The 14,884-nt window shown below is 65.0% G+C and carries 15 protein-coding genes, 1 tRNA gene and 1 pseudogene; 10 read left to right on the top strand and 7 right to left on the bottom strand.

Features of this window, described 5'->3' with window-relative positions; genetic code table 11:
- Positions 1–99 precede the first annotated feature (99 nt).
- Complete coding sequence (locus tag AC07ZH_RS12180) at positions 100–777, top strand: heavy metal response regulator transcription factor (protein ID WP_495199960.1); 678 nt, start codon at positions 100–102, stop codon at positions 775–777.
- On the top strand, positions 777–2,138 hold the full coding sequence (locus AC07ZH_RS12175; protein ID WP_495199959.1) for a heavy metal sensor histidine kinase: 1,362 nt from the start codon (positions 777–779) through the stop codon (positions 2,136–2,138). The genes AC07ZH_RS12180 and AC07ZH_RS12175 overlap by 1 nt, the downstream gene beginning before the upstream one ends.
- Positions 2,139–2,182: 44 nt before the next feature.
- Here the strand turns inward: AC07ZH_RS12175 and AC07ZH_RS12170 are convergent.
- Positions 2,183–3,073 (bottom strand): annotated as a pseudogene (locus tag AC07ZH_RS12170) (LysR family transcriptional regulator); the annotation flags it as partial.
- A gap of 122 nt (positions 3,074–3,195) precedes the next feature.
- On the opposite strand from AC07ZH_RS12170, the gene AC07ZH_RS12165 reads away from it, so the two are divergent.
- Both AC07ZH_RS12165 and AC07ZH_RS12160 read left to right on the top strand, forming a co-directional pair.
- Positions 3,196–3,837: an NAD(P)-dependent oxidoreductase gene (locus AC07ZH_RS12165; RefSeq protein WP_495199958.1), complete on the top strand. Its 642-nt coding sequence runs from the start codon at positions 3,196–3,198 to the stop codon at positions 3,835–3,837.
- Positions 3,838–3,924: 87 nt separating this feature from the next.
- Positions 3,925–4,410: a hypothetical protein gene (locus tag AC07ZH_RS12160; protein ID WP_495199957.1), complete on the top strand. Its 486-nt coding sequence runs from the start codon at positions 3,925–3,927 to the stop codon at positions 4,408–4,410.
- A 10-nt stretch (positions 4,411–4,420) separates the two neighbouring features.
- On the opposite strand, the gene AC07ZH_RS12155 is transcribed toward AC07ZH_RS12160, so the two are convergent.
- The 3 genes from AC07ZH_RS12155 to AC07ZH_RS12145 all read right to left on the bottom strand — a co-directional run bounded on the left by AC07ZH_RS12155 (position 4,421) and on the right by AC07ZH_RS12145 (position 7,198).
- Positions 4,421–4,633, bottom strand: a complete 213-nt coding sequence (locus tag AC07ZH_RS12155; RefSeq protein WP_495199956.1) for a hypervirulence associated TUDOR domain-containing protein — start codon at positions 4,631–4,633, stop codon at positions 4,421–4,423.
- 40 nt (positions 4,634–4,673) lie between these two features.
- Positions 4,674–5,933 carry a CaiB/BaiF CoA transferase family protein gene (locus AC07ZH_RS12150; RefSeq protein ID WP_495199955.1) on the bottom strand — a complete coding sequence of 420 codons (1,260 nt, stop codon included), beginning with the start codon at positions 5,931–5,933 and terminating at the stop codon, positions 4,674–4,676.
- Positions 5,934–6,001: 68 nt separating this feature from the next.
- Positions 6,002–7,198, bottom strand: coding sequence for an acyl-CoA dehydrogenase (locus AC07ZH_RS12145; protein WP_495199954.1), 1,197 nt, complete (start codon positions 7,196–7,198; stop codon positions 6,002–6,004).
- A gap of 190 nt (positions 7,199–7,388) precedes the next feature.
- On the opposite strand from AC07ZH_RS12145, the gene AC07ZH_RS12140 reads away from it, so the two are divergent.
- From AC07ZH_RS12140 to AC07ZH_RS12130, 3 genes are all read left to right on the top strand, one after another.
- Positions 7,389–8,306: a LysR substrate-binding domain-containing protein gene (locus AC07ZH_RS12140; protein WP_495199953.1), complete on the top strand. Its 918-nt coding sequence runs from the start codon at positions 7,389–7,391 to the stop codon at positions 8,304–8,306.
- Positions 8,307–8,405: 99 nt separating this feature from the next.
- Positions 8,406–8,720, top strand: a complete 315-nt coding sequence (locus tag AC07ZH_RS12135; protein ID WP_495199952.1) for a hypothetical protein — start codon at positions 8,406–8,408, stop codon at positions 8,718–8,720.
- A 27-nt stretch (positions 8,721–8,747) separates the two neighbouring features.
- Positions 8,748–8,966, top strand: coding sequence for a hypothetical protein (locus AC07ZH_RS12130; protein ID WP_119108727.1), 219 nt, complete (start codon positions 8,748–8,750; stop codon positions 8,964–8,966).
- Positions 8,967–9,028: 62 nt separating this feature from the next.
- Here the strand turns inward: AC07ZH_RS12130 and AC07ZH_RS12125 are convergent.
- Positions 9,029–9,113, bottom strand: a tRNA-Leu gene (locus AC07ZH_RS12125).
- Between the two features lie 38 nt (positions 9,114–9,151).
- Here AC07ZH_RS12125 and cysM point away from each other — a divergent pair.
- The 3 genes from cysM to AC07ZH_RS12110 all read left to right on the top strand — a co-directional run bounded on the left by cysM (position 9,152) and on the right by AC07ZH_RS12110 (position 10,919).
- Positions 9,152–10,054, top strand: coding sequence for a cysteine synthase CysM (cysM, locus tag AC07ZH_RS12120; RefSeq protein WP_119109429.1), 903 nt, complete (start codon positions 9,152–9,154; stop codon positions 10,052–10,054).
- 65 nt (positions 10,055–10,119) lie between these two features.
- Complete coding sequence (locus AC07ZH_RS12115; RefSeq protein ID WP_495199951.1) at positions 10,120–10,686, top strand: NUDIX domain-containing protein; 567 nt, start codon at positions 10,120–10,122, stop codon at positions 10,684–10,686.
- A gap of 5 nt (positions 10,687–10,691) precedes the next feature.
- Complete coding sequence (locus tag AC07ZH_RS12110) at positions 10,692–10,919, top strand: sulfurtransferase TusA family protein (RefSeq protein WP_119108725.1); 228 nt, start codon at positions 10,692–10,694, stop codon at positions 10,917–10,919.
- A gap of 102 nt (positions 10,920–11,021) precedes the next feature.
- Here AC07ZH_RS12110 and galU read toward each other — a convergent pair whose 3' ends face one another.
- Both galU and AC07ZH_RS12100 read right to left on the bottom strand, forming a co-directional pair.
- Complete coding sequence (gene galU / locus AC07ZH_RS12105) at positions 11,022–11,915, bottom strand: UTP--glucose-1-phosphate uridylyltransferase GalU (RefSeq protein ID WP_495199950.1); 894 nt, start codon at positions 11,913–11,915, stop codon at positions 11,022–11,024.
- Between the two features lie 32 nt (positions 11,916–11,947).
- Positions 11,948–14,830 carry a valine--tRNA ligase gene (locus AC07ZH_RS12100; RefSeq protein ID WP_495199949.1) on the bottom strand — a complete coding sequence of 961 codons (2,883 nt, stop codon included), beginning with the start codon at positions 14,828–14,830 and terminating at the stop codon, positions 11,948–11,950.
- Positions 14,831–14,884: the final 54 nt, after the last annotated feature.

The following is a 14,884-nucleotide window of genomic DNA, read 5'->3' as shown; positions in this document are numbered from 1 at the left end:
CGCGATGGTGCCGGGGCGACCCCCACGGCCAGATTTCCGCCGCATTACAAATTGGTAAGGTGGCGCCGCTTGCCGCCGCGGACCGGCACAATCTGGCGCATGAAAGTGCTGATCGTCGAAGACGAGACCAAAACCGGGGACTACCTGCGCCAGGGACTGTCCGAAGCCGGCTTCCTGGTCGATCTGGCGCGCACCGGCACCGATGGCCTGCACCTGGCACTCACGGGCGATCACGACCTTTTGATCCTCGATGTCATGCTGCCCGGCCTGAACGGCTGGCAACTGCTCGAAGCCCTGCGGCGCAGCGGCAGCGAGCTGCCGGTGTTGTTTCTGACGGCGCGTGACCAGGTGGAGGACCGCGTCAAGGGACTGGAGCTGGGCGCAGACGACTATCTCGTCAAGCCGTTTGCATTTTCCGAGTTCCTGGCGCGGGTGCGTACGCTGCTGCGGCGCGGCAAGGCCGGGCTCGAAGCCACGGTGCTGCGCATCGCCGATCTGGAGCTGGACCTGCGGCGCCGACGCGCCCAGCGTGCCGGGCACCGCATTGATTTGACAGCCAAGGAATTCGCGCTGCTTGAATTGCTGCTGCGCCGGCAGGGCGAAGTGCTGCCGCGTTCGCTGATTGCCTCGCAGGTCTGGGACATGAATTTCGACAGCGACACCAACGTGATCGAGGTGGCCATGCGGCGCCTGCGCGCCAAGATGGACGACGCCTTTGAGCCCAAGCTGATCCGCACCGTGCGCGGCATGGGCTATGTGCTGGAGGTGCCTGCCTGATGCGCTTGCGCGTTCCACTGACGGTGCGCCTGACGCTGCTGTTCACCCTGGGCTCGGGCGCGGTGCTGCTGGCGCTGGGTTGGCTGGTGGCCAGCACCATCGCCTCGCATTTCGAGGACCTCGACCGCGAAGAGGTGGCGGGCAAGATCGAGCATGCCGCGCATGTCATCGCGGCGATGGAGCAGCCCCTGCGGCGCGAGGTGGTGGCCGAGCGCCTTTCGGCGACGTTTGCGGGCCACAGCGAGCTGGTGATGCAGGTGCGCGGGCCGCAGGGCCGCCTGTGGTTGGCTTCGCCTGGCGTCCAATTCCCGTCCCCGTTGGGCGATGCCGCCGAGGTTTTGCGCTGGAACGCCGGGGGCCGCAGCTTCCACGGCTTGGCCAGGGTGCTGCCGGGTGCTGGCGATGGGCCCATCGAACTGATTCTTGCCGTCGATACCGCGCACCACGACAGGTTCATGCGCAGCTTCCGGCGTACGCTCTGGCGCTTCATTGCCGGGGCCATGCTCTTGATGGGGCTGCTCGGCTGGGTGGCCGCGCGGCGCGGGCTGGCGCCTTTGCGCGCCATGCGCGAGCAGGCTGCTGCTGTCACGGCACAAAGCCTGGACCGGCGGCTGCCGACCCAGGCCGTACCGGCCGAGCTGGCCGACCTGGCCACCACGCTGAACGAGATGCTCGAACGCCTGGAGGATGCCTTTCGGCGGCTGTCCGATTTTTCTTCGGATCTGGCGCACGAGTTGCGCACCCCCATCAGCAACCTGATGATGCAGACCCAGGTGGCATTGAGCCGGCCACGTGACGCGGACAGCTACCGCGACATCCTGGAGTCGAATGCAGAGGAGCATGAGCGCCTGGCCCGGATGATTTCCGACATGTTGTTTCTGGCCAAGGCCGAGAACGGCCTGGCCATCGTGCACCGCGAGCCGGTGGATTTGGCCCGTGAGGTGCATGACCTGTTTGACTTCTACGAGGCGCTGGCCGACGAAAGAACGATTCGGCTGGAAATGCAAGGCGCGGGCGTGGTGCAGGGCGACCGGCTCATGCTGCGCAGGGCGCTGAACAACCTGCTGTCCAACGCGCTGCGCCATACCCCAGCCGGGGGGCATGTTGCCGTGACCATCGTTCGGCAAGAAGGCCGGCTGTCGCTCACGGTGGAGAACACCGGTGAGATGATTCCCGCGCAGCACCTGGCCCGGCTGTTCGAGCGCTTTTACCGGGCCGATCCGTCGCGCCAGCACGCCTCGGGCGAGGGAACCGGGCTGGGCCTGGCCATCACGCAGGCGATCCTGCGTGCGCACAGGGGCGATGTAGCGGTCGCCTCGCAGCCGGGCAGCACTTCTTTTAGCCTGCGCTTTCCGTTCTGACGGCGGGTTGACCGGGCGGCGCAGGATTTTGAGAAATAACCTGCACCAGGCAGTTGCTGGAAATAGCGGTGCAGGGCGGCAATGGCCATGCGGACCTTGGCCGGTTGGGCGTCGCGCTGGGGCGTCACGGCCCAGATGGCGAGCGTGCCAAACGACCAATCGGGCAGCAGCCGCACCAGCCGGCCGGCCTGCAGCGCCTCTTGCACGTCCATGCTGCCCATCAGTGCCAGGCCCAGCCCGGCCTCGCACATCTGCTGGATCGACAACTGGTTGTTGCTGGCAATGCGTGGCTCCACGCGCAGCGCCCGTGGTTCACCTGTGGGGCTGTGCAGATCCATCACCAGCCCTCTGTCCTCGCGCGCAAAGCCCAGCCAGCTTTGTGAGAGCAGCGCGTCCGGGTGCTGCGGCAGGCCGTGCGTGGCCACCCAGGCGGGTGCTGCGCACAGCCACCACTGCATACCGCCCAGACGCCGGGCTGCCCAGGTGGAGTCCTGCAGGCGGCCAAAGCGCACGGCCAGGTCAATGCGGGTGTTGATGAGGTCGATCGGCGCGTCGTCCACCAGCAGCCGCAGTCGCAGGGCTGGGTGGGCTGCCAGCAGAGCGCCCAGTGCGGGAGCCACGTGGCGCGCAAAACCCACCGTGGCCGACAGGCGCAGCTCGCCGCTGGGTGCGTCGCGCGAGGCTGCCAGCTCGGCCCGTGCCTGCTCGGCCGCCGCCCACATGGCTGCGCAGCCTGCGTGGTAGCGCTGGCCGGCGTCGGTCAGCGCCAGCTTGCGCGTGGAGCGGTGCAGCAGCGTGACGCCGCCATCGTGCTCGAGCTTGCGTACTTGCTGGCTCACGGCCGACGTGCTCATGCCCAGTGCCCGGGCGGCGCCACTCATCGAACCGTGCTGCACCACGGCCGCAAAAACGGCCATGCGTTTGAGGTCATCCATGGTGTTGGTGCGTTGATTGTGAAGTTCAGCTTCAAACAAAAGGTGTTTTTAGCCGTCTACCGCCGGCTTTGACAAGCTCTTATTCTCACGCATCAGCACTTTTTGATGAATGAGGAACCTCTATGAACATCGCCTTGATTGGTGCCACCGGCTTTGTCGGCACGGCCGTACTCACGGAGTTGCTGCAACGCGGCCACCGCGTGACCGTGCTGGCGCGCAACCCCGCCAAGCTCTCCGCCCGCGAGGGCCTTTCCGTGGTGGCCGCCGATGCGCAAGACACCGCCCAGGTCGCCAAGGCCGTGGCGGGCCACGATGCCGTCGTCAGCGCTTACAACCCGGGCTGGGGCCGCCCCGACATTTATGACGAGTTTCTCAAGGGCACGCGCGCCATTTACGCGGGCACCCGGCAGTCGGGCGTGCGCCGCCTGCTGGTGGTGGGCGGTGCGGGCAGCCTGTTTGTGGCGCCTGGTGTGCAGTTGGTGGACACACCGGATTTCCCGGCTGAGTACAAGCAGGGCGCGCTTGCGGCGCGCGAAGCGCTGAACCTGATCCGCAGCGAGAGCACCCTAGCCTGGACGTTTCTCTCGCCTCCCATCCTGCTGGCCCCGGGCGAGCGCACGGGCCAGTACCGTCTGGGTGTTGACGCGCCCCTGATGAACGGCGACCAGCCCGGTGGCATCAGCGTGGCGGATCTTGCGGTGGCCATCGCCGATGAACTGGAAACGCCCCGCCACGTGCAGCAGCGGTTTACCGTGGCCAGCTGAGCCACGGGCGCCCGGCGACAGGGTGGGCGCTGCGGTGGTGCGTATGCTCTGCACCTTTGCCCCGTTCTGCGCGCCTTTTCTTTTCTTATGCCCGATACCCCCCACGACACACCGCCCCCCATCCAGGAAGCCCGCCAGTGGAGCGATGGGCGCTGGACGGCGCGGGTCATCAAGAACGAAGACGACGACGGCTGGGCCGTGGCCATGACCTTGCAGGGAGAAGACGAACCTGCGCTGGTGGGTCCCTGGACCATGGGGCGCGACAAGAAAAACCCCAAGCCGCTGGATGTGAATGCCTTCAACACGCTGGTCAAGACGGCCAGCGAAGTGCTGCGCCGCCACGAGCAACAGTTGCATGCGCAGCTGAACAAGAACGTCACGGTCACGTTCGGGGGCGAGCGTGTCCGGGTGCTGCTCGCGATCGTGCCCGACGAAGAGGGCGCCACGGCCACGCTGAGCGCGGAGGACGCCTTGGGCTTGGAGCTGGCGCGGGTAGCCGTCCCGCCCACCTTCAAGCTGACGGTAGACAGTGCCTTGCAGTGGGCGCAAAGCGGGTTTGAGCGCCCGCGCTGAGCGCCAGGATTTACGCGATTTTCTTCAACGCTGCGCCCTTGTGCGCGGCGATGTGGTCTGTCTTGTCGCTCTTGATTTCGTACTGCGGCTCATCTTCGCTGGCGCGGTGCGTGTGGCCTTTGTAGTTGAAGTCCTTTGTGTGCACCTTGGTGATGTGGCCGCTGACATGCCCGGCTTCGGAATTCCAGGTGACGTGGTCACCCACTTTGAAGCTTGAAGGCATGGCGTGGTCCTGGCGTTGGGGGAGAGCGCGACATGATGGCTCAAATCACCCCGCTGGTGCGCAATTGTGCAATGCGTGCGGCATCCAGCCCCAGCTCCCGCAGCACTTCCTCGGTGTGCTGGCCCAGCGCCGGCGGTGCGTTGCGCAGCACCGGCGGGTTGCCGGAGAGGCGCAGCGGGCTGGCCACGCCGGTGATCGTTGCCACGCCGTCAGGTGCATCGCCATTGGGCCAGCGGGGCAGCGCAACGGCCAGGCCGCGCGCTTGCACTTGGGGGTCGGCAAACGCCTGGGCGATGTCGTTGATGGGGCCGCAGGGAACGGCAATGCCCTCCAGCAGCGCCACCCAGTCGGCGGTGCTGCGGGTGCGCGTGACCGCTTCCATCGCGGGGATCAGGTCGCCGCGGTGGCGCACGCGCAAGGTGTTGCTGGCAAAGCGGGGGTCTTTGGCCCATTCCGGGTGGCCGGCGGCCTGGCAGAAACGGGCGAATTGGCCGTCGTTGCCGATGGCCAGCAGCATGGCGCCGTCCAGCGTGGCGAAGTCCTGATAGGGCGCCAGGCTGGGGTGGCTGTTGCCCTGGCGCATGGGGGCCACGCCCGTAGCCAAAAAGCCGGATGCCTGGTTGGCAAGGATGGCCATGCCCACGTCGAGCAAGGCCATATCGATGTGCTGCCCCTGCCCGGTGCTGTGGCGCACGTGGATGGCGGCCAGGATGGCGCTGCTGGCATAGACGCCGGTGAATAGGTCCGTCAGCGCCACGCCGACCCGCAGTGGCCCGCCGCCACTCTCGCTGTCCGGGCGGCCGGTGATGCTCATCATCCCGGTCATGGCCTGGATCATCAGGTCGTAGCCGGCGCGCTCGGCATAGGGCCCATCCTGGCCGAAGCCGGTGACCGAGCAGTAGATCAGGCGCGGGTTCAGCGCCATCAGGCTGGCGTGGTCCAGGCCGTACTGCGCCAGCCCGCCCACCTTGAAGTTCTCCACCAGCACGTCGGCCTGCAGTGCCATCTGGCGGATCAGCGCCTGGCCCTCGGGCGTCGCGATGTCCAGCGTGACCGAGCGCTTGTTGCGGTTGCAGGCGGTGTAGTAGCTGGCCTGGTCGGTGTCGTGGCCGTCGGCGTCCTTCAGAAAGGGCGGGCCCCAGTGGCGCGTGTCGTCCCCGGCGCCGGGCCGCTCGATCTTGACCACGTCGGCGCCCAGGTCCGCCAGTATTTGCGTGCACCAGGGGCCGGCCAGCACGCGTGAGAGGTCGAGCACGCGGATGCCGTCCAGGGCGCCTGCGGGGTTGGAAGTAGGGCTCATGATGCTTTTAAAAAGATAGCTTACTGCGCTTATGGGGTAAGCGCTAGAGGCCAATTTCTCTTAAAGTTTTAATTCGCAAAGGCGGCAATGCCCGTGATAGCGCGGCCCAGGATCAGCGCGTGCACATCGTGCGTGCCCTCGTAGGTGTTGACCACTTCCAGGTTCACCAGATGCCGCGCCACGCCGAACTCGTCGCTGATGCCGTTGCCGCCCATCATGTCGCGCGCCATGCGGGCAATGTCGAGCGCCTTGCCGCAGCTGTTGCGCTTGATGATCGAAGTGGCTTCGACGGCGGCCGTGCCTTCGTCCTTCATGCGCCCCAGGCGCAGGCAGCCTTGCAGGCCCAGGGCGATTTCGGTCTGCATGTCGGCGAGCTTTTTCTGGATCAGCTGGTTGGCGGCAAGGGGCCGGCCGAACTGTTTGCGGTCCAGCGTGTACTGGCGCGAGGTGTGCCAGCAGAACTCTGCCGCTCCCAATGCGCCCCAGGCGATGCCGTAGCGCGCACTATTAAGGCAGGTGAAAGGGCCCTTCAAACCCTGCACCTCAGGGAAGGCGTTGTCGTCAGGCACAAACACCTTGTCCATGACGATCTCACCCGTCACGCTGGCCCGCAAGCCCACCTTGCCGTGGATGGCGGGGGCTGAGAGGCCTTTCATGCCTTTGTCGAGAATGAAGCCGCGAATCGGCCCGACGCTGCCGGCCTCGCTCACTTCCTTGGCCCAAACGACAAACACGTCGGCCACCGGGCTGTTGGTGATCCACATCTTGCTGCCCGAAAGCTCATAGCCGCCCGCCACCTTCTTCGCGCGGCTGGCCATGCTGCCAGGGTCCGAGCCGTGGTCGGGCTCGGTCAGGCCGAAGCAGCCGATCCATTCGCCGCTGGCCAGTTTGGGCAGGTATTTCTGGCGCTGCGCCTCGGTGCCGAATTCAAATATTGGCACCATCACCAATGAACTCTGCACGCTGGCCATGGAGCGGTAGCCTGAATCGATGCGCTCGATCTCACGTGCAATCAGGCCATAGGCCACGTAATTCAGCCCCGGGCCGCCGTACTGCTCGGGGATGGTGGGGCCGAGCAGGCCGACTTCGCCCATCTCGCGAAAGATGCCGGTGTCCATGCGTTCGTGGCGGAAGGCTTCGAGCACGCGCGGTGCCAGCTTGTCCTGGCAGTAGGCGGCAGCGGCATTGCGCACCATGCGCTCGTCGTCGCTCAGTTGCTGGTCGAGCAAGAAGGGGTCGTCCCAATGAAAAGTGGCGTGGGCCATGGTGGTCTCCGGTGGGTTTTGGGTGAATGGGTTGATGTGCAAAAAACGCATTAAATGCGAATGGTGCGCCATGGTAGAAGCCTTGTGCCATACGCAGCAAGCGAGAATATGGAACTCAGTTATGCGGTTGTGTCATACAGGCGGCCTGTTTGCCTCAGAATATGGTCCGCCAAACCCTCGTTGCTCGCCCATGCGCCGTACCCTTCCCTCTACCCAGGCACTGGCCTGTCTCGATGCCGCTGCGCGCCACGAGAGCTACACCCGCGCTGCCGACGAGCTTGCGCTCACGCAAAGCGCCGTGTCGCGCCAGATTCTCGGCCTGGAGGCTTTTCTGGGCGTGGCGCTGTTTCGCCGCACCCGCCACGGCGTGGCCTTGACGCCCGCCGGCCGCAGCTACGCCCGCCAGGTCGGCCCGCGCCTGCAGGCGCTTGAGCGCGACACGCTCGACGTGATGGCGCACCAGGGCCATGGCGGCGCGCTCACGCTGGCGGCGGTGCCGACCTTTGCCACCCGCTGGCTTATTCCACGCTTGCCGGAATTTGCCGCCGTGCACCCCGACATCGTGGTGCATATCGACACCCGCACCCGCCCCTTTTTGTTTGCCGATACCGGTTTTGACGCCGCGCTCTATGCCGGCACGCCCGAGCAGGTCGCCCACTGGCCGGGCACGCAGGCGCATTGGCTGATGCACGAGGACGTGCTGCCCGTCTGCAGCCCCAGGCTGCTGGAAGCCGCTGAGCAGCGCGGCCGTGGGCGCGCCCACCAAGGCGTCTCACCGCAGGTGCTGGCCGAACTGCCGCTGCTTCAGCAAAGCACGCGCCCCTACGGCTGGCGCCAGTGGTTCGAAGCCATGGGCGTGCCGGCACCACGCGCGCTGGAAGGCCCGCGCTACGAGCTGTTCTCCATGCTCGCCGTCGCCGCCACGCATGGCCTGGGGGTGGCGCTCATGCCTGCCATGCTGATCGAAGCCGAATTGGCGCGCGGTGAGTTGGTGGTGGCATGCCCGCAGCCGCTGCGCGGTGAGCGTGGCTACTACCTCGTGACCCCAGCCCAGGCAAGCACCCCGGCACTCGGTGCGTTTCTGCAGTGGCTGCAGGGGCAGGCGTAGCCGTACGCATTAGCTCGCGGTCGGCTGCTCTTCCTACACCGACGTTCGGGCGAGCCGCGTAGGCTGCGTCTGGTTCCAAAGACCAAGGGAAGGAAGCGAATGTACGGAATCACGGCAGTGCGTTTTGAACCTTCGGGCGCACCGCGTATCGATCAGGTGTTGATGGGCTTGTTGGCCCGCGATGGCAGTGGATGGGACCTGCCGCCAGCCTCCGTTCCGCTCGCGGCAGTGATTGACCGGTTGCTCGAAGGCGATGAAATAGTGGCGGTGTGCGAGGCGTCTGGTGGCAAACTGGTGCACAGCGGGCCTGCGGCTTTGCAAGTGCAAGACAGCCTGCACGGCGGCTGGGAAGAAAGTATTGCCTTTCCAGACGATGCAAAGGCCCCGGGTCTGCGCGATCTGCCTCGCTTTTGATTGGTCAGGTATCTACAAGGAGAAAACATGCCGCACACACAAACCCCCGTACACGACGACCCCACGGTCGATGAGCTCGAAGCCCTCAAGCGCCTGGAAATGGGCGAGGCCCTGAGCATTCCTGAGGCTTTGCACCGGCATTTGTCGGGGCGCCTGCTGGAATACGGTTACGTGGCACGCGATACGCGCAATGAGTTTGTCATCACGCCCAAGGGCCGAACGCTGATCCGGCGCCAGGACAGCTAAGCACCCCGCTGTAGTCAACAAAAAAAGGCCAGCACTTGGAAAAGTGCTGGCCTTATTCAATTTGGTGCCCGGGGCCGGAATCGAACCGGCACGCCTTGCGGCGGGGGATTTTGAGTCCCCTGCGTCTACCAATTTCACCACCCGGGCAAATGTATGCAGCCGCAAATTATGGCACAGTAGGGCGCATGCAATACCCAACAATTGAGGACACGGTAGGAAAAACGCCCTTGGTGGCACTGCAGCGCATTGGTGTGCAAGACAACGCCGAGCGGCGCAACGTGGTGCTGGCCAAGCTCGAAGGCAACAACCCTGCCGGTTCGGTCAAGGATCGGCCGGCGCTCTCGATGATCCGGCGTGCCGAGGAGCGCGGCGATATTCGCCCTGGCGACACGCTGATCGAGGCGACCTCGGGCAATACCGGCATTGCCCTGGCCATGGCGGCGGCGATTCGCGGTTACCGCATGGTGCTGGTCATGCCCGAAGATGGTTCGGCCGAGCGTGCCCAGGCCATGAAGGCGTTTGGCGCCGAGCTGATCCTCACGCCCAAGAGCGGCGGCATGGAATATGCGCGCGATCTGGCGGTCGGCATGCAAAAGCAAGGCAAGGGACGCGTGCTGGACCAATTTGCCAACCCCGACAACCCCCGCATTCACTATGAGACCACCGGGCCAGAGCTGTGGGAGCAGACCGAAGGCCGCATCACGCACTTCGTCAGCGCCATGGGGACGACAGGCACCATCACCGGGGTGTCGCGCTTTCTCAAAGAAAAAAACCCGAAGATTCTGGTGATCGGCGCGCAGCCGCAAGAGGGCTCGCGGATTCCCGGCATCCGCAAGTGGCCCGAGGCCTACATGCCTGCCATCTACGACGCCAAAGCCATTGACGAGCTGGTACTGGTCAGCCAGGACGACGCCGAAGACATGTGCCGCCGCATGGCGCGCGAAGAGGGCATTTTTGCGGGCATCTCAGCGGCCGGTGCCTGCTGGGTGGCGCAGCAGATTGCGCTGCGCGAGCACGATGCGACGATTGCCTTTGTGGTGTGCGATCGGGGTGATCGCTACCTCTCCACGGGCGTCTTTCCCGCCTAGAATTTTAGTCAAATCGGCCTCTAGCGCTTAATCCATAAGCGCTACCAGCTATCAAAAAGGAAGCGATGCAGTACGAAACGCGCTTTTGCACCCACTGCGCCACGCCGTTGGCTCTGATCACCCAGGCAGAAGACAGCGGCGATGTGGAGCGCCTGCGCTGCCCGGCCTGCGGCTGGACGCACTGGAACAACCCCACGCCGGTGCTCGCTGCCATCGTCGAGATCGACGGCAAGGTGCTGCTGGCGCGCAACGCTGCCTGGCCGGGCAAGATGTTTGCGCTGATCACCGGTTTCATGGAGGCGGGTGAATCGCCACAAGCCGGTATCGCGCGCGAGGTCAAGGAGGAAACCAATCTCGACGTGCAGAGCAGCACCTTGGTCGGTTCCTATGAATTTCTGCGCATGAACCAGGTCATCATTGCCTACCACGTGGTGGCCACGGGGCAGGTGCGGCTGTCGCCCGAACTGGTGGACTACCGGCTGTACGATCTGCAGGATCTCAAATGCTGGCCCGCCGGCACGGGGTACGCGCTGGCCGACTGGCTGCGCACCCGCGGGCATGAGCCGGTATTTTTCACGGACGAAGAAAATGCAGAGCGGCGCCGTGGGCTCGATCTGCCGCCAAAGGACTGAATACGATGAACATCGACAAGGAAATCGATACCCGGGGCCTCAATTGCCCGCTGCCCATCCTCAAGGCCAAAAAGGCTTTGGCCGATATGGACAGCGGCCAGGTGCTCAAGGTGGTGGCGACCGACAGCGGCTCGGTGCGCGACTTCCAGGCCTTTGCCAAGCAAACCGGCAACGAGCTGGTGGGGCAGGAGACGGTGGGCGACGAATACATCCACCTGCTGCGGCGGCGGTAGATTTTCCTTGGCTTCGCTGAAGAAAATATTAAGCCAAATAGGCTTTCAGCGCTTTGTGTACAAGCGTTAGAAGCTATCAAAAAAGTAGCAAACCGCCCAGCCTCAAAGCGTTAGCGTCTTGAGGTAGCTGCGAAACGAAGCCCCCACTTCCGGGTGCTCCAGCGCCAGTTCCACCGTGGCCTGCAAGAAGCCTTCCTTGCTGCCGCAGTCGTAGCGCTTGCCTTCGTACTGGAAGGCATACACCGCCTCATGCTCCATCAGGCGCCCGATGGCGTCGGTGAGCTGGATCTCGCCGCCCGCGCCTGTGGGCTGGGAGCGGATCTGATCGAAGATGGCTGGTGTGAGGATGTAGCGGCCCGCCACGCCCATGCGGGATGGCGCATCTTTTGGAGCAGGTTTTTCCACGATGCGGTCGATCCGGATCAGTGGGCCGCCGGCCGGCTCACCGGCCACGATGCCGTAGCGGTTGACTTGCTCTTGCGGCACTTCCTGCACCGCAATCACCGAGCGGCCCTGCTGGCGAAAGGCCTGCACCATTTGCGCCAGCACGGGCATGCCGCCCACCGGGCCGCGCATCAGGTCGTCGGCCAGCAGCACGGCAAAGGGTTCGTTGCCGATGAGCGGTTCGGCGCACAGCACGGCGTGGCCCAGGCCGAGCGAGCGTGGCTGGCGCACAAAGGCGCAGTCCATGTCACGGGGCTGTACCGAGCGCACGAGTTCGAGCAGATCGGTCTTTCCGGCGGTCTCCAGCTCGTTTTCCAACTCATAGGCGGTGTCGAAATGGTCTTCAATGGCGCGCTTGCTGCGCCCGGTGACGAAGACCATGTGGCGGATGCCGGCGGCGTAGGCCTCTTCCACCGCGTACTGAATCAGCGGCTTGTCCACCACCGGCAGCATTTCCTTCGGGCTGGCCTTGGTGGCCGGCAGAAAGCGGGTGCCCAGGCCGGCGACGGGGAAGACGGCTTTGCGAACGGTGGCGTGTGGGGTGGAGGCCATGACAATCCTTTGCGGGTTCTTCAATGCAATGCCTAGCCCAGTCGCTGCAATTGCTCCTGCAGGCGATCAAGCGTGCTGGTGAAGTCGGCCATGCGGCGCCTTTCCTGGTCGAGCACGGCAGCGGGCGCCTTGGCGACGAAGGCTTCGTTGGCCAGTTTGGCACGCGCCTTGCCCAGTTCGCCTGCGATGCGAGCGGCTTCTTTTGTCAGACGCGCGCGCTCGGCCGTGACATCAATTTCCATGTGCAGGCACAGGCGCGCGCTGCCGACCACCGCCACCGGCGCCGCCTGGGCGGCGGCTTGCCAGGTGGCCTCCTGGTCAAACACCCGCACTTCGGAGAGCTTGGCCAGGGCTTGCAGCACGGGGGCCGACATGCGCAGGAACTCTGCGTCGCCCAGCGCATACAGCGGCAGGCGCGTGGCGGGCGAGACGTTCATTTCGCCACGCAGTGTCCGGCAGGCGTCCACCAAGGCTTTCAGGCGCGCGACATAGGCATCGGCCTCCTGGTCGATTTTTTCGCTCTGGCTCTCAGGGTAGCGGGCGATGGAGACCGATTCACCCGCCAGGCCGGCGACAGGCGCTACCTTCTGCCAGAGCTCCTCGGTAATGAAAGGGATGACGGGGTGGGCGAGGCGCAGGATGGCTTCGAGCACCCGAATCAGCGTGCGCCGCGTGGCGCGCTGCTGCGCTGCATCGCCGGTCTGGATCTGCACCTTGGCGATTTCCAGGTACCAGTCGCAGAACTCGTTCCAGACGAAGTCGTAAATCGTGTTGGCAACGTTGTCGAGGCGGTATTCGGCAAAGCCCTTGGCGACGTCGCTCTCGGTTTTTTGCAGGGCCGAGACGATCCAGCGATCGCACGGGCTGAAGTGCAGGTAGTCCTCGGTGCAGCCGTGGCTGGTGTCCAGCCCGCAATCCTGGCCTTCGCAGTTCATCAGCACGAAGCGGCTGGCGTTCCAGAGCTTGTTGCAGAAATTGCGGTAGCCCTCGCAGCGCTTGCTGTCGAAGTTGATGCTGCGGCCCAGGCTGGCCAGCGCGGCAAAGGTGAAGCGCAGCGCGTCGGCGCCGTAGGCCGGAATGCCCTCGGGGAATTCCTTTTGCGTGTTCTTGCGCACGGTGGGCGCGGTCTCGGGCCTGCGCAGGCCGGTGGTGCGTTTGCCCAGCAGGGGTTCGAGGGCAATGCCGTCGATCAGGTCCACCGGGTCGAGCACGTTGCCCTCGCTCTTGCTCATCTTCTTGCCCTGCGCGTCGCGCACCAGGCCGTGGATGTACACGTGCTTGAATGGCACGCGGCCGGTGAAATGCGTGGTCATCATGATCATCCTGGCCACCCAGAAGAAGATGATGTCGTAGCCGGTCACCAGCACGCTGCTGGGCAGGTACAGGTCGTAGTCCTTGGTCTTGCTGGGCTCGGGCACGGCGTCCGGCCAGCCCATGGTGGAAAACGGCACGAGGGCCGACGAGTACCAGGTGTCGAGCACGTCGTCGTCGCGGCGCAGCGTTTTGCCGGGCGCCTTGGCTTGCGCTTCGGCTGCGCTGCGCGCCACGATCACGTTGCCGTCCTCGTCGTACCAGGCCGGAATCTGGTGGCCCCACCAGAGCTGGCGGCTGATGCACCAGTCCTGGATGTTGTTCATCCACTGGTTGTAGGTGTTGACCCAGTTTTCGGGCACGAACTGCACTTCGCCCGAAGCGACGGCGTCGATGGCCTTTTGCGCGATGCTTTTGCCGGTGGCATCGCCTTCGCCCACCTTGCTCATGGCGACAAACCATTGGTCGGTCAGCATGGGTTCCACCACCTGGCCGGTGCGCGTGCAGATGGGGACCATGAGCTTGTGCTTCTTCACCTCGACCAGCGCGCCAATGGCTTCGAGGTCGGCCACCACGGCTTTGCGGGCGACGAAGCGGTCCATGCCTCGGTACTTTTCCGGGGCGTTTTCGTTGATGGTGGCGGCCAGGGTCAGCACGCAAATCATGGGCAGCTTGTGGCGCTGGCCCACGGCGTAGTCGTTCTGGTCGTGCGCGGGCGTGACCTTGACCACGCCGGTGCCGAATGCCTTGTCCACGTACTCGTCGGCAATCACGGGAATCTCGCGGCCTACCAGGGGCAGCGTCACCATCTTGCCAATCAGGTGCTGGTAGCGCTCGTCCTCGGGGTGCACCATCACCGCCACGTCGCCCAGCATGGTCTCGGGCCGCGTGGTGGCCACGGTCAGGCTGCCCGAGCCATCGGCCAGCGGGTAGGCGATGTGCCACAGCGAGCCGTCTTTTTCCTCGTTTTCCACTTCGAGGTCGGACACGGCGGACTGCAGCTTGGGGTCCCAGTTCACCAGGCGCTTGCCGCGGTAGATCAGGCCTTGCTCATACAGCTTCACAAAGGTGTCGGTCACCACCTTGGAGAGCTTGTCGTCCATGGTGAAGTATTCGCGGCTCCAGTCCACGCTGTCGCCCATGCGGCGCATCTGCGTGGTGATGGTGTTGCCGCTGTGCTCCTTCCACTCCCACACCTTGGCGACGAAGTTCTTGCGCGCCACATCCGGCGTCGGGCCCATGGCGTGGCGGCTGATGCCTTGTTCTTGCAACTGGCGCTCGACGACGATCTGCGTGGCAATGCCCGCATGGTCGGTGCCCGGCACCCACACGGTGTTGAAGCCCCGCATGCGGTGGTAGCGGGTCAGGCTGTCCATGATGGTCTGGTTGAACGCGTGCCCCATGTGCAGCGTGCCCGTCACATTGGGCGGCGGCAACTGGATGGCAAACGAGGGCGCGTCGGCCTGTGGCACGCCGGTGCCGCGCACGCCGGCCCTACCGTAGCCGCGCTTTTCCCATTCGGGGCCCCAGTGCGCTTCCAGCGCAGCGGGCTCGAAGGATTTGGACAGGGATTGCAGGCCGGGTTGGCGGGCGGGGTCGGTCATGGCTGGGGCTGTCTTCAGAAAAACACAACGGCATCCCTCGGGATGCCGCTGGGC

This window comes from Simplicispira sp. GW247-4R2A, from assembly GCF_059424465.1.
This window is presented reverse-complemented; position numbering and strand designations above follow the sequence as displayed.

Bases quoted from the DNA above. Each gene is read 5' to 3' on its own strand.
- AC07ZH_RS12155 (WP_495199956.1), bottom strand. From the start codon at position 4,633: ATGCCTTCAAGCTTCAAAGTGGGTGACCACGTCACCTGGAATTCCGAA.
- AC07ZH_RS12110 (WP_119108725.1), top strand. From the start codon at position 10,692: ATGAACATCGACAAGGAAATCGATACCCGGGGCCTCAATTGCCCGCTG.
- AC07ZH_RS12100 (WP_495199949.1), bottom strand. From the start codon at position 14,830: ATGACCGACCCCGCCCGCCAACCCGGCCTGCAATCCCTGTCCAAATCC.
- AC07ZH_RS12115 (WP_495199951.1), top strand. From the start codon at position 10,120: ATGCAGTACGAAACGCGCTTTTGCACCCACTGCGCCACGCCGTTGGCT.
- AC07ZH_RS12130 (WP_119108727.1), top strand. From the start codon at position 8,748: ATGCCGCACACACAAACCCCCGTACACGACGACCCCACGGTCGATGAG.
- AC07ZH_RS12140 (WP_495199953.1), top strand. From the start codon at position 7,389: ATGCGCCGTACCCTTCCCTCTACCCAGGCACTGGCCTGTCTCGATGCC.
- cysM (WP_119109429.1), top strand. From the start codon at position 9,152: ATGCAATACCCAACAATTGAGGACACGGTAGGAAAAACGCCCTTGGTG.
- AC07ZH_RS12175 (WP_495199959.1), top strand. From the start codon at position 777: ATGCGCTTGCGCGTTCCACTGACGGTGCGCCTGACGCTGCTGTTCACC.
- AC07ZH_RS12135 (WP_495199952.1), top strand. From the start codon at position 8,406: ATGTACGGAATCACGGCAGTGCGTTTTGAACCTTCGGGCGCACCGCGT.
- AC07ZH_RS12165 (WP_495199958.1), top strand. From the start codon at position 3,196: ATGAACATCGCCTTGATTGGTGCCACCGGCTTTGTCGGCACGGCCGTA.
- galU (WP_495199950.1), bottom strand. From the start codon at position 11,915: ATGGCCTCCACCCCACACGCCACCGTTCGCAAAGCCGTCTTCCCCGTC.
- AC07ZH_RS12150 (WP_495199955.1), bottom strand. From the start codon at position 5,933: ATGAGCCCTACTTCCAACCCCGCAGGCGCCCTGGACGGCATCCGCGTG.
- AC07ZH_RS12160 (WP_495199957.1), top strand. From the start codon at position 3,925: ATGCCCGATACCCCCCACGACACACCGCCCCCCATCCAGGAAGCCCGC.
- AC07ZH_RS12145 (WP_495199954.1), bottom strand. From the start codon at position 7,198: ATGGCCCACGCCACTTTTCATTGGGACGACCCCTTCTTGCTCGACCAG.
- AC07ZH_RS12180 (WP_495199960.1), top strand. From the start codon at position 100: ATGAAAGTGCTGATCGTCGAAGACGAGACCAAAACCGGGGACTACCTG.